This window comes from Mesorhizobium sp. M0701 (assembly GCF_040320365.1).
Classification (GTDB): Bacteria; Pseudomonadota; Alphaproteobacteria; order Rhizobiales; family Rhizobiaceae; genus Mesorhizobium.
Genome location: NZ_JAMYPO010000018.1, coordinates 1 through 24,702 on the forward strand (window position 1 = coordinate 1; position 24,702 = coordinate 24,702).

Consider the following 24,702-nt stretch of genomic DNA (forward strand, 5'->3'; position numbering starts at 1 on the left):
CACGGCATCAACACCTCCGGCCAAAAGCCAAAAGTGTTACCCATGTGTCCGGTACAAAACGTCACCTATGTCTCAGGCCGCGCACCGCGAAAATCAGCAGAACGCCCGCCCGTCCGGGCTGGCCGCCGCCTATCGCTGAACCCAGCTGAGACTAGTGTAATCGGCCGCTCTACTTGGGCTCGCCGATCCATTCAGAAGTAATGAGCCCGTGCCCGGTCTGTGCATGTTTCTGGCTGTGGTTTGAACCGCGAGCACCGGTCTGGACCAGGCAGCGGGCTGAAATGACGGCTGAGCAAAACGCCGTTACTTGTTGCAGTTCTGCATATCCGACGTCATGGCGCCGCTGGGGGTATTGTTGTCGGTATCGCTGCTCGCCGTATCCTTACAGCGGTCCTCCATACCGTTTGTCTGCGGCGTGGTGGCGCTCGTTGCGTTCGGATCGATCGTGTTCGGGGTAGTTGCGCTGCCAGTCCCGGTGTTGCCGCCGGAAGTGCTTGTGTTGACGCCGGTATTGGGGTCGTTACCGGTCCCGGAGCCCATGGATTGTGCCATGGCAGATGTGGCCAGGCCGATAGCAAGTAGGGATGCAGAGAGAATTTTCATCATCTTAGTGTCTCCATCGAGTTGCATCGCTCTATCGCGATCTATACCAACGAGAGTTTTTTCGAGATGTTCCGTTGGGCAGAAATATTGATCGATACAATCATTATGGATCTTTGTTGCTCGTCGTTTCGTGAATGCGGCTGCGAAATTCCTGCCGCATAGCGGCAATTTCGTCTGGAACCAAATCGAGCATGCCGCGTTCTTGCGCTTGCGGGGAGTTGTGTCGGCCGCAGGGGACAGTTTCACCAGGACATTTAAGAAATCCGTGAGCTGGGAGGGGCGCTGTGAGCGTGCTTGCATCCACAAGGCAATTGGACCACCGTCAAATACTGAACGCGCTGAAGGCTTTTCGGAGCGGTGACTTCTCCGTTCGCATCGACAATATCTATTCTGGCCTCGATTCGGAGATCGCCGACACCTTCAACGAAATCGTCGAGCTCAACGATCAGGTCACGCGCGAGTTTGAGCGCCTCAGCAAGGTCGTCGGCAAGGATGGCCGGATCGGCGAACGCGGCCGTGTCCGCAACGCCACCGGCAGCTGGGAATCGAGCGTCCGTTCCGTCAACGATCTGATCGAGGACATGGTTCAGCCGACGGCCGAAGTGGCGCGCGTCATCGGCGCGGTGGCCAAGGGTGACCTGTCGCAGACGATGATGGTCGAAATCGACGGCCGGCAGTTGCGCGGCGAGTTTCTGCGCATCGGCAAGATCGTCAACACCATGGTCGGGCAACTGGCCTCCTTCGCCTCGGAAGTGACGCGCGTGGCGCGCGAGGTCGGCACCGAGGGCAAGCTCGGCGGCCAGGCCCGCGTGAAAGGCGTGGCCGGGACCTGGAAGGACCTGACCGACAACGTCAACGCGATGGCGACGAACCTGACCGGGCAGGTGCGCAACATCGCCGAGGTGACGACCGCCGTCGCTTCCGGCGACCTGTCGAAGAAGATTACCGTCGACGTGAAAGGCGAAATCCTCGAACTCAAGAACACTATCAACACGATGGTCGACCAGCTCAATTCCTTCGCCTCGGAAGTGACGCGCGTCGCGCGCGAAGTCGGTACAGAAGGCAAGCTCGGCGGCCAGGCGCGCGTCGAAGGTGTCGGCGGCACCTGGAAGGACCTGACCGACAACGTCAACCTGATGGCCGAGAACCTGACCGGCCAGGTGCGCAATATAGCCGAGGTGACGACGGCTGTGGCGCTGGGCGACCTGTCGAAGAAGATCACCGTCGACGTCAAGGGCGAGATCCTCGAGCTGAAATCGACTATCAACACCATGGTCGACCAGCTGAATTCATTTGCCGGCGAGGTGACGCGCGTCGCCCGCGAGGTCGGCACCGAGGGCAAGCTCGGCGGCCAGGCGCAGGTGCGCGGCGTCGCCGGCACCTGGAAGGACCTGACCGACAACGTCAATTCGATGGCCGAGAACCTGACCGGCCAGGTCCGCAACATCGCCGAGGTGACGACCGCCGTCGCTTCGGGCGACTTGTCGAAGAAGATCACCGTCGCCGTGCAGGGCGAAATCCTCGAGCTCAAGGACACCATCAACACGATGGTCGATCAATTGAACTCCTTCGCCTCCGAAGTGACGCGCGTCGCCCGCGAGGTCGGCACCGAGGGCAAGCTCGGCGGCCAGGCCGAAGTGAAGGGCGTCGGCGGCACCTGGAAGGACCTGACCGATAACGTCAACCTGATGGCCGCCAACCTGACCGGCCAGGTCCGCAATATCGCCGAGGTGACGACCGCCGTTGCCCGCGGCGACCTGTCGAAGAAAATCACCGTCGACGTCAAGGGCGAAATCCTCGAGCTCAAGGACACCGTCAACACGATGGTCGATCAGCTCAATTCCTTCGCCTCGGAAGTGACGCGTGTGGCGCGCGAAGTGGGGTCGGAAGGCAAGCTCGGCGGCCAGGCGCATGTCGAGGGCGTCGGCGGCACCTGGAAGGACCTGACCGACAACGTCAATGCCATGGCCGGCAATCTGACAGTGCAGTTGCGCGACGTGTCCAAGGTGGCGACGGCAATTGCGACCGGCGACCTGACCCAGAAGATCACCGTCGATGCATTGGGCGAGATCCTGCAGATCAAGGACGTCATCAACACGATGGTCGACCAGCTGAATTCCTTCGCCTCCGAGGTGACGCGCGTGGCGCGCGAAGTCGGTTCCGACGGCAAGCTCGGCGGCCAGGCGCAGGTGCGCGGCGTTGCCGGCACCTGGAAAGATTTGACCGACAACGTCAATGCGATGGCTGCCAACCTCACCGGCCAGGTGCGCAACATCGCCGAGGTGACGACTGCGGTGGCGCTGGGCGACCTGTCGAAGAAGATCACGGTCGATGTGCGCGGCGAGATCCTCGAGCTCAAGGACACCATCAATACGATGGTCGACCAGCTGAATTCCTTTGCCTCGGAGGTGACGCGCGTTGCGCGCGAGGTCGGCACTGAAGGCAAGCTCGGCGGCCAGGCGCAGGTGCGCGGCGTTGCCGGCACCTGGAAGGATCTGACCGATAATGTGAATTCAATGGCCGAGAACCTGACCGGCCAGGTCCGCAACATCGCCGAGGTGACCACCGCTGTGGCGCGCGGCGACCTGTCGAAGAAGATCACCGTCGACGTCAAGGGCGAGATCCTGGAGCTGAAATCGACGATCAACACCATGGTCGACCAGCTGAACTCCTTTGCCGGCGAAGTGACGCGTGTCGCCCGCGAGGTCGGCACCGAGGGCAAGCTCGGCGGCCAGGCGCGGGTCGAGGGCGTCGCCGGTACCTGGAAGGACCTGACCGACAACGTCAACCTGATGGCGACGAACCTGACCAACCAGGTGCGCGGCATCGCCGATGTCGTGACCGCGGTCGCGCAAGGCAATCTCAAGCGCAAGCTGACGGTCGATGCCAAGGGCGAGATCGCCTCGCTCGCCGACACCATCAACGGCATGATCGAGACGCTGGCGACCTTCGCCGACCAGGTGACCAACGTCGCCCGCGAAGTGGGCATCGAAGGCAAGCTCGGCGGCCAGGCCCGGGTGCCCGGCGCTGCCGGCCTTTGGCGCGACCTGACCGACAACGTCAATCAGCTCGCGGCCAACCTGACCACTCAGGTGCGCGCCATCGCCGAGGTGTCGACGGCGGTGACCAAGGGCGATCTGACCCGCTCGATCAGCGTCCAGGCCTCCGGCGAGGTGGCGGCGCTGAAAGACAACATCAACGAGATGATCCGCAATTTGAAGGACCAGACGCTGAAGAATGCCGAGCAGGACTGGCTGAAGACCAATCTCGCCCGCTTCTCGCGCATGCTGCAGGGCGAGCGCGACCTGGCCACGATCTCGCGCCTCATCATGTCCGAACTCGCCCCGCTGGTGAATGCGCAATATGGCGTGTTCTATGTGACCAACCGCGACGAGGATGAATTCTATCTGGAGCTCGCCGCCTCCTATGGCGCCGAAAGCAAGGCGGAAATCAAGCAACGCCTCGATCTGCGTGAAGGGCTTGTCGGGCAGAGTGCCGCCGACAAGCGCGCCATCATGCTGGACAATGTGCCGCCGAATTTCCTGCGCGTTACCTCCGGCCTTGGCAATGCCGCGCCGGCGAACGTGATCATTCTTCCGGCTCTGTTCGAGGACGAGGTGAAGGCCGTCATCGAACTCGCCTCGTTCAGCGAATTCCGCGACACGCACCAGTCGTTCCTCAACCAGCTGATGGAATCCGTCGGCATCGTTCTCAACACCATCGCCGCCACCATGCGCACCGAAGGCCTGCTCAAGCAGTCGCAACTGCTGACCTCGGAATTGCAGGCGCGTCAGACCGAGCTGACCAAAAAGCAGGAAGAGCTGCACGCCACCAACGAGGAGCTGCAGGAAAAGGCGCAGCTGCTCGAGAACGAAAAGAAGCAGGTGGAGAACAAGAACCTGGAAATCGAGATGGCGCGGCGGGCGCTGGAGGAGAAGGCCGAGCAGCTGGCGCTTACCTCGAAATACAAGTCGGAATTCCTCGCCAATATGAGCCACGAACTGCGCACGCCGCTGAACTCGCTGCTCATCCTTTCAAACCTGCTCGCAACCAACCAGCAGGGCAATCTCAACGACAAGCAGGTCGAGTTCGCGCGCACCATCAATTCGGCCGGCACCGACCTTTTGAGCCTGATCAACGACATCCTCGACCTGTCGAAGATCGAATCGGGCACCGTCTCGATCGACATCAACGACATGCCGGTGGTGCATCTTCGCCAGCACATGGAGCGAACCTTCCGGCAGCTGGCGACCGACAAGGGGCTTGGCTTCACCATCAACGTCGATCCCGAGCTTCCGGAGACCGTCCGCACCGACGAGAAGCGATTGCAGCAGATCGTGCTCAACCTTTTGTCGAACGCCTTCAAGTTCACCTCGCAAGGCGAGGTTCGCTTGAATTTCCGGGCCGAAAAGACGGGCCGTCACAACGTTTCGGCGCAACCGATGGAGGCGCTCGCGATCGTGGTCACCGATACCGGCATCGGTATTCCGCAGGACAAGCAGAAGCTGATTTTCGAGGCCTTCCAGCAGGCCGACGGCACCACAAGCCGCAAATATGGCGGCACCGGGCTTGGGCTCTCGATCAGCCGCGAGATTGCCCGGCTGCTCGGCGGCGAATTGCGGGTCGAGAGCACGCCGGGCAAGGGTTCGACGTTCACTCTGGTCATTCCATTCGACGGACCCCGGATGGCCTTGGCCCCGCAAGCGGCGTTGCTGCCGGCGATGGAGGTGGCCGCGACGACAGCGCAGCCGAGCCCGCCGTCCTCCGAATTGCTCGATGACCGCGATACGATCTCGTCGGAAGATCGGGTCGTGCTGATCGTCGAGGACGACCCGACCTTCGGCGGTTTGCTGCTCGGCCTTGCACGTTCGGCCGGGCTGAAAGGCGTCCTGTCGACCGCGGGCTCCGGCACGCTGGCTTTGGCACGCAAGCTGGTTCCCGACGCGATTACGCTCGATCTCGGACTATCGGATATCGACGGCTGGGTGTTGTTCGATCTGCTTCGCCATGACCCGAAAACCAAGGACATTCCCGTTCATGTCATCTCGGGCGCCGAAGACATCGAGGTGCTTGCCCGCAAGGGTGCATTCAGCATTTCAACCAAGCCCGTATCGTCGGACGAACTGATGAAGGTCTTCCAGGATATTCATTCCAGAAAGCTCCGCGTCCAGAGCCGCGTCCTGATTGCCGATCCCGATCCCGAGCGCCGCCTTTCGCTGATCGAGGCGATCCGCGACGGCGTCACCTCGGTTACGGCGATCGGCCGCGTCGCGGCGAATGCGGACGAAATCGGCATCGCCAATTATGATGCCGTTGTGCTCGGCTTTGGCCGCTCGGCCAAGGACAACGCCCAGATGCTGGATGAGATTGCCATCCTGTTCGGGCAGTCGGTGTCGCGACTGCTGTTCTTTGCGCCTCATCCGGAAGCGCTGCAACAGTCGCTCGCCTTGCATCCGGCATTGGCGGATGTTCCGCGGGCGGAGAATTTCGCGCAGCTGGCTCTCCTGATGTCGGCAACACTCCCCGGGCGAGGCCACGAAAACGATGGTGCGGCAGCCGAACAGCCGGACAAATTCGACCTCGCCGGCGCAAAGGTCCTCATCGTCGACGACGACATCCGCAACATCTATTCGCTTACCAGCGTTCTCGAGACCTATGACATCCAGGTGCTGCATGCGGAGCGCGGCCGGGAAGGTATCGCGCTTCTGGAGCAGAGCCCGGACATCGATGCGGCACTGATCGATATCATGATGCCGGAAATGGATGGCTACGAGACGATGCGGCAGATCCGCAGCATGCCGGCGATCGCCCATATCCCGTTGATCTCGGTCACAGCCAAGGCAATGAAGGGCGACCGGCAGAAGTGCCTCGATGCCGGCGCCTCCGACTACATCGCCAAGCCTGTCGACCTCGATCTGCTGTTGGCATTGCTGCGTGTCTGGATCGGCCGTTCGCGATCCCGTGTCCATGGTCCGGAAAAGATGCTCATGGCAGTGAACTGACGGCCGCTCGATGCAGAAGCTATCGAGAAACGGAGCAAGGAAGCTGGAGGTCATGGCGCCGGCAGCGGGGCCGGCAAAGGCGCGCATCCTGGCCGTGGATGACGACGAGCGCAATCTGCTGGCGATCGGCGAGGTTCTGGCCCCTATCGGTGAAGTCGTCTGCGTGCAGTCGGGCGAAGAAGCGCTGCGCGCACTGCTGAAGGAGGATTTCGCAGTCATCCTGCTGGACGTGCTGATGCCCCGGCTGGATGGCTACGAGACCGCGGGATTGATCCGCCAGCGCGAGCAATCCAGGCGAACGCCGATAATTTTTCTCACCGCCATCAACAAGGAAGACGCGCACATGCTGCGCGGCTACGACGCCGGCGCGGTGGATTACGTGTTCAAGCCTTTCGACCCGGCCATGCTGCGTTCCAAGGTTGCCGTGTTCGTCGAACTTCATGAGAAGACGCTCGAAATCCAGCAAAAGGCGGCTGCCGAGCAACGGCTGCTGGCCCAGGCACTGCAGGCGCAGAAGGAAAAGCTCGAGGCCGAGCGGGCGCTGCGCAGCGCACAGGAGCGGCAGCATGCCATTTTGAGCTCTCTTCCGGTCTGCTTCCACGCAAGGGCGGCGGAGCCGCCGTTCGGCGCCAGCTTTGTCACCGAAGGGGTCGAACGCCTGACCGGCTTTCCTGCGGAACGGCTGACCGCCGATCCAGGCTTAGGCCTGAGCCGCGTTCATCCCGACGATCTGCCGAGAGTGAGGGAGGTCCTGCTCGCAGCCAAGGCCACCGGCTCCTACACCTGCGAATTCCGCTGGCAATGCGCCGACGGCAATTACCGGATTTTTCTCGACCAGGGCGTCCTGTCGAATGGCTCCGACGGCCGGAAGCCCGAGATCCTCGGCACATTGCTGGACGTTACCGAGCGGCGCGAGCTTGAGGACCAGCTGCTGCAGTCGCAGCGCCTCGACGCGATCGGCAAGCTTACCGGCGGCCTGGCGCATGATTTCAACAATCTGCTTGCCGCAATTCTCAGCGGATTGGGATTGCTCGAGCGCCATGCCGAGTTCGACGGACAGACCAGGCAGGTTCTGGAACTGACACGCCGGTCGGCAAAACAAGGCGCCGAGCTCGTCAACCGCATGCTTGCCTTCTCGCGCCGCCAGACGCTGAGGCCGCGGGCCGTGCGCCTCGCCGCGCTCGGCGATACAATGAACGGGTTGGTGGCCCCGGTCCTGGGCGGCCTGATCCGTTTCGATTGGCTTGTCGACGACACTGTGTGGCCGGCGCATGTCGATGCCAGCCAGCTGGAGCTCGCGCTGATGAACCTGGTCTTCAACGCGCGCGATGCCATGCCGTCCGGCGGCACGATAATCGTGGAGGCGCAAAATCGAACGCTAGGCAGTGCAGCCGAGGATATTTCGGCGGGCGACTATGTCGTGGTCACGGTCAAGGACACGGGGTCGGGCATACCGGCTAACATTCTCGCCAAGGTCGTCGAACCGTTCTTCACCACAAAACCGGTCGGCAAAGGCACTGGCCTCGGTCTGAGCACGGTGCATGGTTTCGTCAAGCAATCGGGCGGCACGCTTCGCATTGAAAGCACCGTCGGCAGTGGAACATCCGTCCAGCTCTGGCTGCCGCGTTCAATCGAGCGTCCGGTCGAAATCGCCGAGAAATCCGATGCCGACGACACCGTCGTGAATGCCGGCGAGGACTATCCATCGGTCCTGCTGATCGACGACAGCAACGCACTGAGGGAACTGACGGCGCAATCGCTTCGCCAACATGGCTTTGCGGTTACCTGTGCCGGGGGCGGTGCCGAAGCGCTGGCGATGATCGAGCGGGCGCCGTACGATTTCGATGTCATCGTCACCGATTTTGCCATGCCGCTGGTCTCGGGCCTGGAGGTCATTCGGTTCGCCCGCAATCTGCGGTCCGATTGGCCGGCGGTGATGATAACGGGATATGCCGATGCCGACGCGATCGCCGACCGGCCCCCCGACGTGCCGCTGCTCGGCAAACCGCTGCGCGAAAAGGACCTGATGGAGAGCATTCTTGCGGCGGCCGCGCGCGCCGGCTCGCAGAAAGCCAGGCAGGCCCACCCGGTGAAAGGCGGGTACCGCTTTTCGACCTGAAGAGACAAGCCTCATCGAATCGAAACGGTTCCGTATCCTCGATCGTCCGCGACATCCAGCCTGTGCGCAACACGGAGCGCCGGCCATGGCGCGCTCGACGGGCTGTGATGCGGTTGATAAGCCCTCTCCGCAAGGAGACTCGAGACATGACCGTTGCGATCGAGATGGGCCAGACGAGCGCAGGCGCCCCGGCGGCGCTGGATCTTGAGGAACTGCTGGCGACGCGGCTTCTGGTGCAGGGCAATTCGGGCTCCGGCAAGTCCCACCTGCTGCGCCGGCTCTTGGAGCAGAGCGCGCCCTGGGTGCAGCAGACCATCATCGACCCCGAAGGCGACTTCGTGACGCTGGGCGACCGTTTTGGCCATCTGGTGATCGACGCCGAGGAGCATACCGAGCGCGGCCTGCAGAGCGCCGGCGAGCGGGCGCGCATCCACCGCGTCTCCACGGTGCTCAATCTCGAGGGGCTCGACGCCGAGAACCAGATGCGGCGCGCCGCCGCCTTCCTCGGCGGGCTTTTCGAGGTCGCCCGCGACCACTGGTACCCGATGCTGGTGGTGGTGGACGAGGCGCAGCTGTTCGCGCCGGCCGTCGCCGGCGAGGTTTCGGACGAGGCACGCAAGCTCTCGCTCGGCGCCATGACCAATCTGATGTGCCGCGGCCGCAAACGCGGGCTGGCCGGGATTATCGCCACCCAGCGGCTGGCCAAGCTCGCCAAGAACGTCGCCGCCGAGGCTTCCAATTTCCTCATGGGCCGGACTTTTCTCGACATCGACATGGCGCGCGCCGCCGACCTTCTCGGCATGGAGCGGCGCCAGGCCGAGGCCTTTCGCGACCTCGAGCGCGGGCAGTTCATGGCGCTCGGCCCGGCGCTGTCGCGCCGTCCGCTCGGCTTGCGCATCGGCCCGACAGATACAAGCCCGCGCAACGCGACCCCGCGCCTGATGCCGCTGCCGGAATCGGCGTTGGAGGATGCCCGCGCGATCATCCTGGCGGCGCCGCCGCCGGAAACCGTGCGGCCGCAGCGCCGCTCGTCGCCGGACCTGCTCGATCAGCTGATGGCAGCAAAATCGGCGGCGCTGGAAATCCGCCCCGAAGCGGTGGAGCCGCCGATCAGCGCCGAGGATTTGGCGGAGCGGCGCGAGCGCGTCGACCGGGTGCTGCGCGCCGTGCTGGCGCAACCCGATGCCGGCTTCCGGGTCATCGGCGTGCTTTATCAGGAGTTCGTGGTCCGCTGCCGCATCGAGGGCCTCGCCTCGGTCGTGCCGGACCTGCCCGAGTTCCGCCGCATGCTGACCCGCGCCCGTGCCGGCCTCGGCTCCGACATGGCAGGCGACGACGCCTGGCAGGACGTCTCGGCGCGCGCCTCGCTGCTGCCCGAGGACATGCAAGGCGTGTTCATGATGATCGCTCGCGCCGCCAAGGAGGGCTGGCCCTGCCCGAGCGACGCGGCAATCGCTCGCGCCTACGGCTCGCACTCGCTACGCCGCGCCCGGCGCCTGCTGAGCTATATCGAGGAACAGGGCCTGATCGTCTGCCAGCTGGATGGGGTTGGCCGGCGGACGGTGACACTCGTCGAACTGGCCTGGGCGACGGCACCGGGCGACCCCAATGCGGAGGAGGTGGTGCAGGGGAGGGTGGCTGTTTAATTGGGGTGGTTTAGGCCAAAACTGACGTTACTCAACATCAGCAAAGCGCCATATCCGGACCTTGCCAGTGATGCCGTGAATGTTAAGTCTCGGCTCCGATGCGGACGTTCCGCCCGAGTTCGAAGACTGACCGCGACCGTTCTGCGACCTTCGCATCGATAGCGCCAATGAGCGGCGTCCCACATCCCACTCCTTGTGTCCATTGGGAGGGGTCGTTGTGGACCAAGCCCTACTACCCAGGCTTGTGACGAAGCCGATCCAGCGCGTCTCGAAGTGCATTGGCGGCATCGCCACGCTCGTCAGGGGACATCAGCTCCGGTTCAAGTTCCAACCTGAAGTGCGGCAGCTCCGTTCGAACAGCACGACGAGCGGCCGCCAAATTGGCCTTCAGATCGATGACGCGGTAGGTGGCGACGGGATAGGCGATCCCCTTGACCTGGACTTGCCCCAGTTCCTCACAGTCGATTGCGTCCTTCACTTGCGCAAACGTCTCGTAGGAAATGAGGATGGCCCCCGGCGGCGCCTCCTGCTCCAGGCGCGAGGCGAGATTCACGGCGCCGCCGATTATCGTGTAGTCCATCCGGTCCTCGCTGCCGAAGTTACCGACGGTGCAGTAGTCGGTATGGATGCCGATGCGACAGCGCAGCGGTGTTTCGATCCCCATGTCCCGCCAGACTTCGGCAAGCTCGCTAATCCGCTTTTGCATTGCAAGTGCCATCTGCGCGCAAGCCAGCGCGTCCTCCTTGACGCCGCGAGTCTCGGGATCGCCGAAAAACATCAGGATCGCGTCGCCGACATATTTGTCGATCGTCGCGCCGTGATCCGAAGCAATTTTCGACATTTCCGTCAGATAGTGATTGAGGAGTTGGGTGAGATCCTCGGATTCCATTTTGTCAGTGGTCTCGGTAAAGCCGGCGATATCGGAGAAGCATATTGTCAGTTTCTTCCGCTGGCTGGCGATCCTGACCTCCTGGCGGCCGGTGAATATCGAGCGATACACCTGGGGCGCCAGATACTTCGCCAGCTTGCTGGAAAGCGCCTCCAGAACCACGGATTTCTCGGCGAGATTCTCCTCCCTTTGCTTCAGCTCAGTGATGTCCGAATAGACGGCGACCGTGCCGCCGGCGCTGATCCGCCGCTCGCTGACCATGACCCATCGCCCGTCGCCTCGCCTCTGCACCCAAGGTTCGCCAGGGTTGCGGTGCCGCGAGAGGCGCTCGGCGACCCACTCCTCGACCCGCCCCTCGGCGTCCCTGATGTAGCCGCGCTCAGCGGATCGGCGAATGATTTGCTCGAATGTCGTGCCGGGCGTCAGTTCGCTCTCCAGACCGGTGTAGAGCAATTCGCGGTAGCGGCTGTTGCTGAGGACGAGCCGGTCCTCCCAGTCGTACAGAGCGAATCCTTCGGAGATGCTTTCGATGGCATCGATGAGCCGCTGACGAGCTTCCGCAACGTCGCGCAGGTTCTTTTCCTCGACCTCGACAGCAGTATCCCGGAAGAGTCTCAGCGCTTCGGCCATGCGCCCGATTTCGTCGCTGCCCGCGGCTGGCAGCGGCGCACGAAGATTGCCCCCTGCAATCGCGAGCATGCCTTGGCTCACGGCCCCCAGTCGGGCGAGGAGGCTGCGGTCGACATAGAGCCAGACAACCAGAACCGAACTCAGGAGGCTGAGAAAGGCGGAGCCGAGTACAACCGCGGTGCCGTAGCGCTGGACGAGCGCGGCTTCGCGACCGGACGCAGCGATCTCCTGATCTGCCGTGGCGACCAGGCGATCGACACCAGCGGTGAGATTGCGCGACAGTCGATTGTTCTCGGCCAGAAGCCTTTCGCCCTGTGCCAGGACAGCAAACTCGTCCTCCCGCACCTTGGGGATGCTGTCCTCGCCGTCGGTCAAACCCCTGAACTCGTCAACACGCTGCCGGAAGCGGGTCCGCAGCTTTTCGTCGATCTCCGTGGAAACCTTTTCAAGAGCAGTGAGCGAACGGCGTAGCGGAAAAAGGATCAACGCCAGGTCGCCCGGCGTCGGCGCGTTCGCGACCTTCACCAGCGCGTCGTTGACCGCCGAGATCTCCAGCTGCGCCTTCTGCTGGGGAATGTAAGCCGCAATCGCCTGGACCAGGTCGGCCATCGCCGCTGCGCGTCGATCGGGCGACAGCGACGTGTCGGCCGCGACCGCCCTCCATTGCGGGAGCCTGGAATCCATTACTAGGATGCCGGTGGCCACAAGGCGCTGGCTTCCGGTCGTCGTCGCGGCGAGGCGGTTCAGGAGCTCCTCCTTGCGGGCGACCACGTCGAGCCGGGCGACAACAAGAGAGTCGAGCTCCTTCAGGTTGCGCCTCAGAACAATCGCGGCTTCCTCGATCTCGGCCAAAGGCACTGTGCCCAACGTGGCATCCCGGAGGTCCGTGCGCAGGGCCTCGAGGCGGGACATCTCGAGCGCGACGGCAGCCGAGACCTCGCTGTGCTGAGCCCTGCTTGTCGCTGCTAGCACCGATGGCGCGGCAGCAGCGACCCGTTCGGCCTGGCGCGACAGCTGGAGGGAGGCGAGCGCCGACGGCACTCGATCCGTGGTAATTCGGTCCACGACGTCGCCAACCTGGAGGAAGGCATAAAGCGCCGCAGCGGTTGCCAGCACCGCAAGGGCGCTGATCCCGAAAAAGGCGAGCAACAGCCGGCCGCGTATGCCGAGGCGTTCAAGCTCGGCGAGTCGGAACAGTCCGGCCACACTGGTCTGCATCAGACTAGACATCTCAGCCGGCACGCCGGCGATCAGCGAACCCTATTCAACCGGCACGTACTCTCCGCCGCGCCAGACGTACCAAACCCAACTCTGCTTCGTGAGGTCGCCCTTGTCGTCGAAATCGACCCGGCCGATGACGGTGTCGAATTCCTGTTCGTGCAGTGCCGCAATGATGGCCTTCTGCTCCAGCGAACCTGCCTTCGAGACTGCCTGGGCCCAAACCTGGACCGCGCAGTAGCTCAACAGCGTGTAGCCCGCGGGTTCGAAATTCTCCGCACGGAACTGCTCAACGACCGCGGCCGCTTCGGGGCTTCGCCTCGGGTCCGCCGGGAACGTGAAGAGGGTCCCCTCCGCCGCGGGGCCGGCGATCAGGGCAAATTCCTCGGTCGCCAAAGCATCTCCGGATATGAGCTGAACCGTGTAGCCACTGTCGTGTGCAGCGCGAGCAATCAGCGCAACCTCGGCATGATACCCACCCACATATAAGGCGGAGACGCCGGCGGTCTGCAACGTAGCGACCTCGGCCGAATAGTCGTCCTTCCCGGGAATGTATGCGTCGTAAACGGCCTCAGTCACGCCCCGCTTGTTCAGCTGCTTCCTGGTCTCGTCGGCGAGACCCTTCCCATAGGTCGAATTGTCGTGGAGGATCGCAATCTTCTTGTTGCCCCAGCGATCGGCAAGGTAGTTGCCGGCGATGAAACCTTGCGCGTCGTCGCGGCCAATGGTGCGAAAGACATTGGCACGGCCCTGTTCGGTCAGCTGCGGATTGGTCGAGCCTGGGGATATCTCAACGACGCCCGCCTCCTCGTACACTTTTGATGCGGGGATCGAGGCCCCGGAGCAATAATGCCCGACGACGAGCACGACCCCGTCAGCCACCAGCTTTTTGGCGGCCGCCACAGCTTGCTCGGGATCGCAGAAGTCGTCGACCGAGATGAGCCTCACCTTCTGGCCGAGCACGCCGCCCGCCGTGTTGACGTCGGCCACTGCCATCTCCGCGCCGCGCTGTCCCTGCTCGCCGATCCAGGCGAGCCGTCCCGTCATCGCAGCCGAGACGCCGATCAGCACCTCCGCCTGCGCGGAACTGAACACGGCCGCGAGAACTAAGATCGCTATGGCGATGATGCGGTGCATGTGTGCACCCCCTTAACTGTAGCTTACGCCAATCCCGTCAAAGCCGACAGCCCCTTCGGCAAGCGCGACTGTCTCGGGCTGCTATTGCAGCGCACACCCAATTTGGCGAAGCAAGCATACACTGGAATGGCGTGTCATAACTTCGTTCACTGAGGTCGGAATCGCGCGCCAAATCCGGACGTTACCACTGACCGGAGTGAGCGTCGTGATTGGGTCAAAGCAGCCCCCCGCCTCAGCTTCCCCCTATCTCTCCTCCACAATCCGCAAATAAGCCGCCGTCACAAACAGCACGATTAACCCAAACAATATCCACCACGCCCCTTCCGGCATCTGCAAAATCGTCAGCAGCGTCGTCAGCGCGGTGGGGATCAGCGCCGTTGATTGTGCCGGTGCAGGCGCCGCGGCCGCCGAAGATCGAGGTGCCGCCGACGACGGCGGCGGCCACCCAAGGCAGCACCAGCGGGTCGGCGAGCGACGGCCTTGATCAGGCCGATGTAGTGCAGTGCCGACGAGCACGCTCGAGATAACGTAGAGCGCCGTGATCACCTGCCAGCAGCGTACGCCGGACAGGCGTGTTGCCCGTTCGTTGTCGCCGACCGCCCCAGCACCACCGCCGCGACGCTGGCCGTCGCGTCCAATTCCTCAGGCGACGCCTGGACGCCGGCATTGTTTCCGTGAATCTCGGGATGCCGCATTGCACAATCGTCTCGCCTGCGCAAAATGCGGCATGATCCGCAAATCCCTCACTGTCCTGGTGATCGATGAAAACCACATCCGCGCTTCGATAATCGAAGCGGGATTGCGGGAGGCTGGGCATCAGCAGGTCACGGTCATCCACGACGTCGCCGGCATCGCGCGACGGATCGCCGAGATCGAACCCGACGTCATCGTCATCGATCTCGAAAATCCCAACCGCGACATGCTCGAAAACATGTTCCAGCTTTCGCGCGTGGTGAAGCGGCCGATCGCCATGTTCGTCGACCGCTCGGATCAGGCTTCGATCGAAGCCGCGGTGGAAGCGGGGGTATCAGCCTATGTCGTCGACGGCCTGCGGCAGGAGCGGGTCAAGCCGATCCTCGACATGGCGATCAGCCGCTTCAACGCCTTCTCGCGTATGGCGCGCGAACTGGAAGAAGCCCGCAGCGAGTTGGAGAGCCGCAAGGTGATCGATCGCGCCAAGGGCATCCTGATGAAGTCGCGCGGCCTGTCGGAGGACGCGGCCTACACGCTGCTGCGCAAGACCGCCATGAACCAGAACCGCAAGATCGCCGAGATCGCCCAGAGCCTGGTAACGGCGGCAGGCCTGCTGGATCCCGAGGAGAGTTGAGAATGGCGGCCGAGCACCGGATCAATGCTGGCTTCATGCCGCTCTTCGACAGCGCTATCCTTGTCGCGGCGAAGGAAATCGGCTTCGCCCTGCGCGAAGGCATCGACCTGACGCTCAACCGGGAAACGTCCTGGGCCAACATCCGCGACCGCATCGCCATCGGCCATTTCGATCTGGCGCACATGCTGGGGCCGATGCCGATCGCCTGCAATCTGGGGCTGACACCGCTCGCCTCCGATACCGTCGTGCCGTTCTCGCTCGGCCTCGGCGGCAATTGCGTGACGGTTTCGAACGCGGTCTGGGTGGGCATGGCCGCGCACGGCGCCCAACCCGATCTCGATCCGGCGCGGGCCGGCAAGGCGTTGGGAGCGCTGATTCGTGAACGGGTGAATGCCGGCGGCGATCCGCTTCGCTTCGCCGTCGTCCATCCGCACTCCGGGCACAATTATGAATTGCGCTACTGGCTCGCCGCCTGTGGCATCGACCCGTCGCGTGAAATCGAGATCGTCATCGTGCCGCCCCCGTTCATGGCCGACGCACTCGCCGCCGGCAGGATCGACGGCTACTGCGTCGGCGAACCCTGGAACAGTGCCTCGGTCGTCGCGGGCACCGGCCATATCGCCACGGTCAAGGCGGCCATCTGGAAGACCAGCCCCGAGAAAGTCGTCGGCGTGCGCAAGGCATGGGCGGAAAGAGAGCCGGACGCGCTTTCAGCCCTGCTGCGTGCGCTTCATCACGCGGCGCGCTGGTGCCAGGATCCGGCAAACCGTGACGAACTCGCGGCCCTGATGGCGCAGCCGGCCTTCCTCGGGCTTGCGCCGGCGCTGCAGATGCCGATCCTCAGCGGCCATCTGGCGCTCGGCGGCGGCGCCGAACTCAGCGTCGGCGACTTCTTTCTGCCCTTCGGCAAGGCGGCGAACTTCCCGTGGAAGAGCCATGCGCTGTGGTTCTACACGCAGATGGTGCGCTGGGGGCATGTCGCGCACACGCCGGAAAACCTCGCTATTGCCCGCGACTGCTACCGCCCCGATCTCTACCGCTCGGCGTTGAAGCCGCTTGGCGTAGCGCTTCCCGGTGCCAATGCCAAGGTCGAGGGCGCGCTGAAGGCCGCGACTCCGGTCGGTTCGGCGGGGGCAAGCCTGGTGCTCGGTCCCGATGGTTTCTTCGATGGCCAGATCTTCGATCCCGACGAGATCGACGCCTACATTGCCGGCCAGAAATTGGCGCGCGCCGAAGTCTGATCATTTCGGCGCCATTCTTGTGCGCTGCACAAAAAATGTGCGTGCAACTGCGCTAATGAACAATCTTTGGCTTGCTCGCCCAGCGGGCCGGCGCGCCGACGATTTTGGCAAGTCGTTGATCTCATTGATGTTTGTCATCCATTCCGAAACTGGCACGGTTCCTGCGTTGCAATAGGCAGACTCTTCTCGGGTCACGGAATAGGCGTCCAATGGCGGGCGCTACAGGCAACGCTGCCGCTCAGGTCAACACGCGATCCCGGATGGACGGACGCGCGCGGCCTGGCCGGCGGCTTTTTTGTTTTGGTCGAACACGCAATCGACGGCGCCGATCCCAAGCCGCGCCCAACCGGAGATGACGATGACGAAAAGCAGCAATAGCCATTCCGCCCAAACGGCGATCAGCCGCCGCGATTTCCTGAGGATCAGCGCGGCCACCACGGCAACGCTGGCCGCGGCGCGTGCGCTGCTGCCCTCCGGCGCCTATGCGGCGCCCGCCGCGCCGGAAGTCACCGGCGCCAAGCTCGGCTTTATAGCGCTGACCGATGCGGCGCCGCTGATGATTGCCAAGGAGAAGGGCCTGTTCGAGAAATTCGGCATGCCCGACGTCGAGGTGCTCAAGCAGGCCTCCTGGGGGGCGACGCGCGATAATCTGGTGCTCGGCGGCGAAGCCAACGGCATTGACGGCGCCCATATCCTGACGCCGATGCCTTATCTGATGCACACCGGCAAGGTGACTCAAAACAAGCAGCCACTGCCGATGGCGATCGTGGCCCGGCTCAACTACGACTGCCAGGGCATTTCCGTCGCCCAGGAATATGCCGGCACCGGCGTCGGCCTCGACGCATCAAAGCTGAAGGACGCCTTCGCCGTCAAGAAGGCCGCAGGCAAGGAGGTGAAGGCCGCCATGACCTTTCCGGGCGGCACGCACGATCTTTGGCTGCGCTACTGGCTGGCCGCCGGCGGCATTGATCCCGACAAGGACGTCTCGACCATCGTCGTGCCGCCGCCGCAGATGGTCGCCAACATGAAGGTCGGCAACATGGACGTGTTCTGTGTCGGCGAGCCGTGGAACGAGCAGCTGGTTCACCAGGGCGTCGGCTTCACCGCCGCCACCACTGGCGAGCTGTGGAAGGGCCATCCGGAAAAGGCGCTCGGCCTGCGCGCCGCCTTCATCGACAAGTATCCGAACGCCACCAAGGCGATCCTGATGGCCGTCATGGAAGCCCAGCAATGGTGCGAAGCCAAGGAAAACAAGGACGAGATGGCCGCCATCATCGGCAAGCGGCAATGGATGAACGTGCCGACCGCCGACATCATCGGCCGCCTCAAGGGCGACATCAATTACGGCAATGGCCGCGTCGCCAACGGCACCGATCTCTACATGAAGTTCTGGCAGGGCGGCGTGTCCTATCCCTTCAAGAGCCACGACAGCTGGTTCCTCGCCGAAAATATTCGCTGGGGCAAGTTCGCGCCGACCACCGACATCAAAGCACTGGTCGGCCAAGTCAACCGTGAGGATCTGTGGCGCGAGGCGGCCAAGGATCTTGGTGTCGCCGCGGCCGATATTCCGGCGTCTACGTCGCGCGGCGTCGAGACCTTCTTCGACGGCAAGATCTTCGATCCGGAGAACCCGTCCGCCTATCTCGACAGCCTGAAGATCAAGGCATCGGCCTGAGCCTGACATAGATGCGCGGCAGGCGGTGGCAGCGCCGCCTGCCTTGCACCCGCCGCCAAGGAGTTTTTCGAGAAATGTCTATCCAAGCCATCGAGGACCGCAAGGTGAAGCCGTTCCCCGCACCGGCCAAGCCCGCCGAGGTCATCGCCTTGACCGCCAGGGCGCGGCGCCGCTTCGACCCGGCCGCGATCGCCGCCAAACTGGCCAGCACGCTGGTGCCGCCGGTCATCGTCATCACCATTATGCTCGTCGTCTGGCAGGTCGCCTGTTCGTCGCCCACAGCCAGCCTGCCACCGCCGAGCCAAGTGTGGAACGAGGCCTATGACCTGATCGCCCACCCGTTCTTCGACAATGGCTCGCAGGACATCGGACTCGCCTGGCGGGTGCTGATGTCGCTGCAGCGCGTCGCCATGGGCTTCGGCCTGGCAGCAATCGTCGGCGTCGCGCTCGGCGCGCTCGTCGGCCAGTCGATCTGGGCGATGCGCGGTCTCGATCCGGTCTTCCAGATCCTGCGCACGGTGCCGCCGCTCGCGTGGCTGCCGCTGTCGCTGGCGGCGTTCCGCGATTCCAGCCCGTCGGCGATCTTCGTCATCTTCATCACCTCGATCTGGCCCATCATCATCAACACCGCGGTCGGTGTCCGCAACATCCCCGAGGACTACCGCAACGTCGCCCGTATCCTCCGGCTCAATCAGTTCGAGTTCTTTGTGAAGATTATGGTGCCGGCGGCCGCGCCCTACATCTTCACGGGCTTGCGGATCGGCATCGGCCTGTCCTGGCTCGCCATCGTCGCCGCCGAAATGCTGACCGGCGGCGTCGGCATCGGCTTCTTCATCTGGGACGCGTGGAACTCGTCGCGCCTGCCCGACATCATTGTCGCGCTCGCCTATATCGGCGTCACCGGCTTTTGCCTCGACCGCCTGGTCGCGGCGGTCGGCGTCTTCGTCACCCGCGGCACAACGGCAAAGTGAGGAGAGGGACGATGACGGCCTATCTGAAACTCGACCACATCGACAAATCCTTCGCCCGCGGCAGCCAGGTCAGCGACGTGCTGAAGGACATCCGGCTGACCATCGACAAGGGCGAATTCGTCTCGATCATCGGCCATTCCGGCTGCGGCAAGTCGACCTTGCTCAACCTGATCGCCGGCCTGACCAAGGTCTCGGCCGGCGCCGTTCTGCTCGAAGACAAGGAGGTCGATAGTCCCGGCCCGGAACGCGCCGTGGTGTTCCAGAACCACAGCCTGCTGCCATGGCTCACCGTCTACGAAAACATCAATTTGGCAGTCACGAAGGTCTTTGGCCGGAGCAAGAGCCGGGCCGAGCGGCATGAATGGATCATGCGCAATCTCGATCTCGTGCAGATGGGGCATGCCAAGGACAAACGTCCGGCCGAGATTTCGGGCGGCATGAAGCAGCGCGTCGGCATCGCCCGGGCGCTGGCCATGGAGCCGAAGATCCTGCTGCTCGACGAGCCGTTCGGGGCGCTCGACGCGCTGACGCGCGCCCATCTTCAGGACGCGGTGATGGATATCCATTCGAGGCTCGGCTCGACGACGATCATGATCACCCATGATGTCGACGAGGCGGTGCTGTTGTCCGACCGCATCGTGATGATGACCAACGGCCCGGCGGCCACCATCGGCGAGGTTCTTGCCGTGCCGCTGGCCCGGCCGCGCCGGCGCATCGAGCTTTCCTCCGACCGCACCTTCCTGCGCTGCCGCGAGGCGGTGCTGAAATTCCTCTACGAACGCCACCGCTTCGTCGAAGCCGCGGAGTAAGGCCATAACGGGAAAACTCGTCATCATCATTGGCAATCTGCATCGGCAATGGGCAATCTACCGCATTGCACAAATATTATGCTGCTGTGCAAGGCATTTTGACTAATCTTTGATCCGCTGCCGAGCTTGGTCAAAAGTCGCGCGGCTGCGGTTCATATTGATTTCATTCGATAATTAAGAGCGCTGTCGAATTGGCACGCTTCCTGCTTTCCGAAATGTAGGGTCCGCAAGGGCCAAGTGAAACGGCGTCCAATGGCGGGCGCCACAGGCAAAGCTGCCGCTCAGGTCCACACGCGCTCCCGGAACCCGGACGCGAAGACCTGGCCGGCGGCTTTTTTGTTTTAACGCAATCGACGGCGCTGATCCCAAGCGGCGTCCAACCGGAGACGACGATGACGAAACGGATCGGAACTGCCGCGTCCCTCGCGGACTTCACGCGCCGTGATTTTCTGGCCGTCAGCGCGCTGACGGCGGCGCTGTTCACCGCCGCGCTCCTCCTCTTTCCCGACGGCGCCAAGACTGACGGCAAGGGTCTCGAAGTGACCGCGCACAGCTCGGTTTCAACCAGTTCGCCGATGCTGCGCCGCTGACAGTCGCGAACGAACAGACAAGGGCGGTGCCTCCCACGCCGCAAACCGGAGCCAGAAAATGACCGCAAATCTCCCAGCCGCGCCCAGCCAGGACAGCGCTCCCCGGCAGGCGCTTGCCATGTCCACCATCGCCTTCACCGTCTGCTTCGCGGTGTGGACGATCTTTTCAATTATCGGCGTGCGCATAAAGCAGGAGCTGGGGCTGAACGAGACGGAGTTCGGCCTGCTCGTCGGCACGCCGATCCTCACCGGCTCGCTCGTGCGTATGGTGCTCGGTGTCTGGACCGACCGTTTTGGCGGACGGCTGGTATACACCGCGACCATGCTTGCGGCGGCGGTCGCGACCTTTCTGCTCGCTTTTGCGCACACCTACGGGCAGATGCTGGTCGCCGCACTAGGCGTTGGGCTCGCCGGCGGTTCCTTCGCCGTCGGTGTCGCCTATGTCTCGCGCTTCTTCCCGGCCGGCAAGCAGGGTACGGCGCTTGGCATTTTCGGTGTCGGCAATGTCGGCGCCGCGGTCACCAAGTTCCTGGCACCGTTCGTGCTTCTCTCCTGGGGCTGGCAGTCGGTCGCGCTGATCTGGGCGGCAGCACTCGTCGTCATGGCCGCCGTCTTCTGGTTCACGACTGGCGACGACCCGGTCATCCGCGAGCGCCGCGCCGGCAAGGCAGCGCCCAAGAGAAGCTTCTTGCAGGAATTCGCGCCGCTCAAGAACCTGCAGGTCTGGCGCTTCGCCTTCTATTATTTCTTCGCCTTCGGTGCATTCGTGGCGCTCTCGCTGTGGCTGCCCCGGTACCTGATCGGCGTCTACGGCTTCGGGCTTGCGACCGCCGGCATGATTGGCGCGGCCTATTCAATTCCGGCAAGTATTTTCCGCGCCTATGGCGGCGTGCTTTCCGACCGGATCGGCGCCCGCACCGTGCTCTACTGCACCTTCGCTGTCAGTGCCGTCGCGACTCTCGTTCTGTCTCTCCCCTCGGCAGACTACGTCGTGCGCGGTATCAGCGGGCCGATCGCCTTCCATTTCGAGATCGGCCCGCTCGCCTTCATAGCCGTTGCCTGTGTGCTCGGCTTCTTCATGAGCCTCGGCAAGGCCGCCGTCTACAAGCACATCCCGGCTTACTATCCGCAGAGTGTCGGCGCGGTCGGCGGCGTTGTCGGCATGATTGGCGGGCTCGGCGGCTTTATCCTGCCAATCGCCTTCGGCGTGCTCAACGACCTCACCGGCGTCTGGTCGAGCTGCTTCATGCTGCTCTTCGTCATCGTCGCCACCTGCTTTGCCTGGATGCATTTTTCCATCCGGCGGATGGAGCGCACGGCGTCTGACGAAGCTTCAGGCCTTTCCTACGCGGCTGAGTGAGAGCGGAGTGGATCAGGACATGACCGAGAAACTCGTCATCATCGGCAACGGCATGGCCCCCGGGCGCATGCTGGAGCATCTCCTGGAAAAGGCGCCTGGGCGCTACCAGGTCACCATCTTCAACGCCGAGCCGCGCGTGAACTACGACCGCATCATGCTGTCGCCGGTTCTGTCGGGAGAAAAGGCCTATGAGGAGATCATCATCCATGGCGACGGCTGGTACATCAAGCACGGCATCACCCTCTACAAGGGCCACAAGATCGTCGCCATCGACCGGCAGGCAAAGACCGTCACCTCCGATCATGGCGTGACCGAGCCTTATGACAAACTCGTCATCGCCACCGGCTCGGTGCCGTTTATCATTCCGGTGCCAGGCCATGACCTGCCGGGCGTGCTCACCTATCGCGATCTCGACGACGTCCGGGCGATGATGCTTGCCGCCCAGTCGCGGGCCAAGGCTGTCGTCATCGGCGGCGGCCTGCTCGGCCTGGAAGCGGCTGCGGGTCTGAACGCGCAGGGCATGGACGTCACCGTGCTGCACGTCATGCCGACGCTGATGGAGCGTCAGCTCGATCCGGCCGCCGGATATCTCCTGCAGCGCGCCGTCGAGCAGCGCGGCATCAAGGTCATCACCAAGGCCAACACCCAGGCGATCACCGGCAACGGCAAGGTCGAGCGGGTGGAGCTTGCCGACGGCACAGTCATTCCCGCAACGCTCGTCGTCATGGCGGTGGGCATCAGGCCGAATGCGGCGCTGGCGAAGGAAGCCGGCATTGCGGTCAATCGCGGCATCGTCGTCGACGCCGGCATGCGCAGCAACGATCCCGATATCTACGCAATCGGCGAATGCGCCGAGGTCAACGGCCAGGTCTACGGGCTGGTCGCGCCGCTCTACGAGATGGCGCGCGTCGCCGCCAGCCATCTGGCCGGCAATGAGGCGGCGGCTTTCGTCCACATGGACACGCCGACTAAGCTCAAGGTCACCGGCATCGAGCTGTTCTCTCTCGGCGACTTCGCCGAGGGCGATGACCGTCAGGAGATCGTGCTGCGCGATGCCGCGGCCGGCGTCTACAAGCGCCTGGTACTCAAGGACGACCGCATCATCGGCACCGTGCTCTATGGCGAGACGGCGGACGGCGCCTGGTTCAACGACCTCAAGAAGAAGCAGACCGACATATCCGAGATGCGCGATACGCTCATCTTCGGCCAGTCCTACCAGGGAGGCGCCCCCCTGGACCCTATGGCGGCCGTTGCAGCCTTGCCGGATGATGCGGAAATCTGCGGTTGCAACGGCGTATGCAAGGGAAAGATCACCGGCGCGATCACGGCCAGGGGCTTGACCTCGCTCGACGATGTGCGCGCCCACACCAAGGCGTCGGCCTCCTGCGGCTCCTGCACCGGGCTGGTCGAAAAGCTGATGGTGCTGACCATCGGCGACAAATACAACCCCGCGGCGGTCCAGCCGATGTGCAGCTGCACCGCGCTTGGCCATGACGAGGTCCGCCGGCTGATCAAGGCCAAGGGCTTGAAGACCATTCCCGCCGTCATGCAGGAACTGGAGTGGAAGACTTCCTGCGGCTGCGCCAAATGCCGGCCGGCGCTCAACTACTATCTCGTCTGCGACTGGCCCGACGAATACGCCGACGATTACCAGTCGCGCTTCATCAACGAGCGCGTCCACGCCAACATCCAAAAGGACGGCACCTATTCGGTAGTGCCGCGCATGTGGGGCGGCGTCACCAACGCCGCCGAATTGCGCGCCATCGCCGACGTCGTCGACAAGTTCGAGATCCCGATGGTCAAGGTCACCGGCGGCCAGCGCATCGACATGCTCGGCATCCGCAAGGAAGACCTGCCGGCGGTATGGGCCGATCTCGGCCAGGCTGGCTTCGTCTCCGGCCACGCCTATGCCAAAGGACTGCGCACGGTGAAGACCTGTGTCGGCTCGGACTGGTGCCGCTTCGGCACGCAGGATTCGACCGGCTTGGGCATCCGTATCGAAAAATTCATGTGGGGCTCGTGGACCCCGGCCAAGGTCAAGATGGCGGTGTCGGGCTGTCCGCGAAACTGTGCCGAGGCGACCTGCAAGGATGTCGGCGTGATCTGCGTCGATAGCGGCTACGAGATCCATTTCGCCGGCGCCGCCGGTCTCGACATCAAGGGCACCGAAGTGCTCGGCCAGGTCAAGACCGAGGACGAGGCGCTGGAGCATATCGTGGCGTTGACGCAGATGTATCGCGAGCAGGGCCGCTATCTCGAGCGTATCTACAAATGGGCCAAGCGCGTCGGCATAGCTGAGATCAAGCGTCAGATCATGGACGATGGCGAGAAGCGCAAAGCCTATTTCGACCGCTTCGTCTTTTCGCAGAAATTCGCCCAGGTCGACCCATGGTCGGAACGTGCTTCCGGCAAGGACAAGCATGAATTCCGGCCGATGGCTTCGGTCGGCTTTGCCCAGGCGGCGGAGTAGGCGCGTGTTCCCGAA

The 24,702-nt window shown here is 63.5% G+C and carries 15 protein-coding genes and 1 pseudogene; 11 read left to right on the plus strand and 5 right to left on the minus strand.

The window, feature by feature from the left end:
• Positions 1-303: 303 nt before the first annotated feature.
• On the minus strand, positions 304-606 hold the full coding sequence (locus NKI24_RS18220; RefSeq protein WP_352448428.1) for a hypothetical protein: 303 nt from the start codon (positions 604-606) through the stop codon (positions 304-306).
• 287 nt (positions 607-893) lie between these two features.
• Between NKI24_RS18220 and NKI24_RS18225 the strand changes: the two genes are divergently transcribed.
• The 3 genes from NKI24_RS18225 to NKI24_RS18235 all read left to right on the plus strand — a co-directional run bounded on the left by NKI24_RS18225 (position 894) and on the right by NKI24_RS18235 (position 10,370).
• On the plus strand, positions 894-6,605 hold the full coding sequence (locus NKI24_RS18225; protein WP_352747284.1) for a HAMP domain-containing protein: 5,712 nt from the start codon (positions 894-896) through the stop codon (positions 6,603-6,605).
• Between the two features lie 52 nt (positions 6,606-6,657).
• Positions 6,658-8,724 carry a PAS domain-containing hybrid sensor histidine kinase/response regulator gene (locus NKI24_RS18230; RefSeq protein WP_352747165.1) on the plus strand — a complete coding sequence of 689 codons (2,067 nt, stop codon included), beginning with the start codon at positions 6,658-6,660 and terminating at the stop codon, positions 8,722-8,724.
• A gap of 146 nt (positions 8,725-8,870) precedes the next feature.
• A complete protein-coding gene (locus tag NKI24_RS18235) occupies positions 8,871-10,370 on the plus strand; it encodes a helicase HerA domain-containing protein (RefSeq protein ID WP_352747168.1) in 1,500 nt (499 codons plus the stop codon).
• A 232-nt stretch (positions 10,371-10,602) separates the two neighbouring features.
• Here NKI24_RS18235 and NKI24_RS18240 read toward each other — a convergent pair whose 3' ends face one another.
• The 3 genes and pseudogenes from NKI24_RS18240 to NKI24_RS18250 form a co-directional block, all read right to left on the minus strand.
• Positions 10,603-13,107, minus strand: coding sequence for an adenylate/guanylate cyclase domain-containing protein (locus tag NKI24_RS18240; protein WP_352681415.1), 2,505 nt, complete (start codon positions 13,105-13,107; stop codon positions 10,603-10,605).
• A gap of 42 nt (positions 13,108-13,149) precedes the next feature.
• Complete coding sequence (locus NKI24_RS18245; RefSeq protein WP_352747172.1) at positions 13,150-14,244, minus strand: branched-chain amino acid ABC transporter substrate-binding protein; 1,095 nt, start codon at positions 14,242-14,244, stop codon at positions 13,150-13,152.
• A gap of 243 nt (positions 14,245-14,487) precedes the next feature.
• Positions 14,488-14,844, minus strand: a pseudogene (locus tag NKI24_RS18250) (ABC transporter permease subunit); the annotation flags it as partial.
• A 127-nt stretch (positions 14,845-14,971) separates the two neighbouring features.
• Here NKI24_RS18250 and NKI24_RS18255 point away from each other — a divergent pair.
• Positions 14,972-15,571 carry an ANTAR domain-containing response regulator gene (locus tag NKI24_RS18255; RefSeq protein ID WP_023676288.1) on the plus strand — a complete coding sequence of 200 codons (600 nt, stop codon included), beginning with the start codon at positions 14,972-14,974 and terminating at the stop codon, positions 15,569-15,571.
• A gap of 2 nt (positions 15,572-15,573) precedes the next feature.
• Positions 15,574-16,812: a CmpA/NrtA family ABC transporter substrate-binding protein gene (locus NKI24_RS18260; protein WP_352747175.1), complete on the plus strand. Its 1,239-nt coding sequence runs from the start codon at positions 15,574-15,576 to the stop codon at positions 16,810-16,812.
• Between the two features lie 243 nt (positions 16,813-17,055).
• Here the strand turns inward: NKI24_RS18260 and NKI24_RS18265 are convergent, their stop codons facing one another.
• A complete protein-coding gene (locus tag NKI24_RS18265) occupies positions 17,056-17,187 on the minus strand; it encodes a hypothetical protein (protein WP_352747178.1) in 132 nt (43 codons plus the stop codon).
• Here NKI24_RS18265 and NKI24_RS18270 point away from each other — a divergent pair.
• From NKI24_RS18270 to nirB, 6 genes are all read left to right on the plus strand, one after another.
• Complete coding sequence (locus NKI24_RS18270) at positions 17,171-18,487, plus strand: CmpA/NrtA family ABC transporter substrate-binding protein (RefSeq protein WP_352747181.1); 1,317 nt, start codon at positions 17,171-17,173, stop codon at positions 18,485-18,487. The two genes, NKI24_RS18265 and NKI24_RS18270, sit on opposite strands and share 17 nt — an antisense overlap.
• 74 nt (positions 18,488-18,561) lie before the next feature.
• A complete protein-coding gene (gene ntrB, locus NKI24_RS18275; RefSeq protein ID WP_352747183.1) occupies positions 18,562-19,458 on the plus strand; it encodes a nitrate ABC transporter permease in 897 nt (298 codons plus the stop codon).
• An 11-nt stretch (positions 19,459-19,469) separates the two neighbouring features.
• Complete coding sequence (locus tag NKI24_RS18280) at positions 19,470-20,267, plus strand: ABC transporter ATP-binding protein (RefSeq protein WP_352448436.1); 798 nt, start codon at positions 19,470-19,472, stop codon at positions 20,265-20,267.
• 392 nt (positions 20,268-20,659) lie between these two features.
• Positions 20,660-20,857 carry a twin-arginine translocation signal domain-containing protein gene (locus tag NKI24_RS18285; protein WP_352448437.1) on the plus strand — a complete coding sequence of 66 codons (198 nt, stop codon included), beginning with the start codon at positions 20,660-20,662 and terminating at the stop codon, positions 20,855-20,857.
• Between the two features lie 58 nt (positions 20,858-20,915).
• Positions 20,916-22,217 (plus strand): MFS transporter, encoded by a 1,302-nt coding sequence (locus NKI24_RS18290; RefSeq protein ID WP_352448438.1) that lies wholly within the window; start codon positions 20,916-20,918, stop codon positions 22,215-22,217.
• 19 nt (positions 22,218-22,236) lie between these two features.
• Positions 22,237-24,687: a nitrite reductase large subunit NirB gene (gene nirB, locus NKI24_RS18295; RefSeq protein ID WP_352448439.1), complete on the plus strand. Its 2,451-nt coding sequence runs from the start codon at positions 22,237-22,239 to the stop codon at positions 24,685-24,687.
• Positions 24,688-24,702 lie beyond the last annotated feature (15 nt).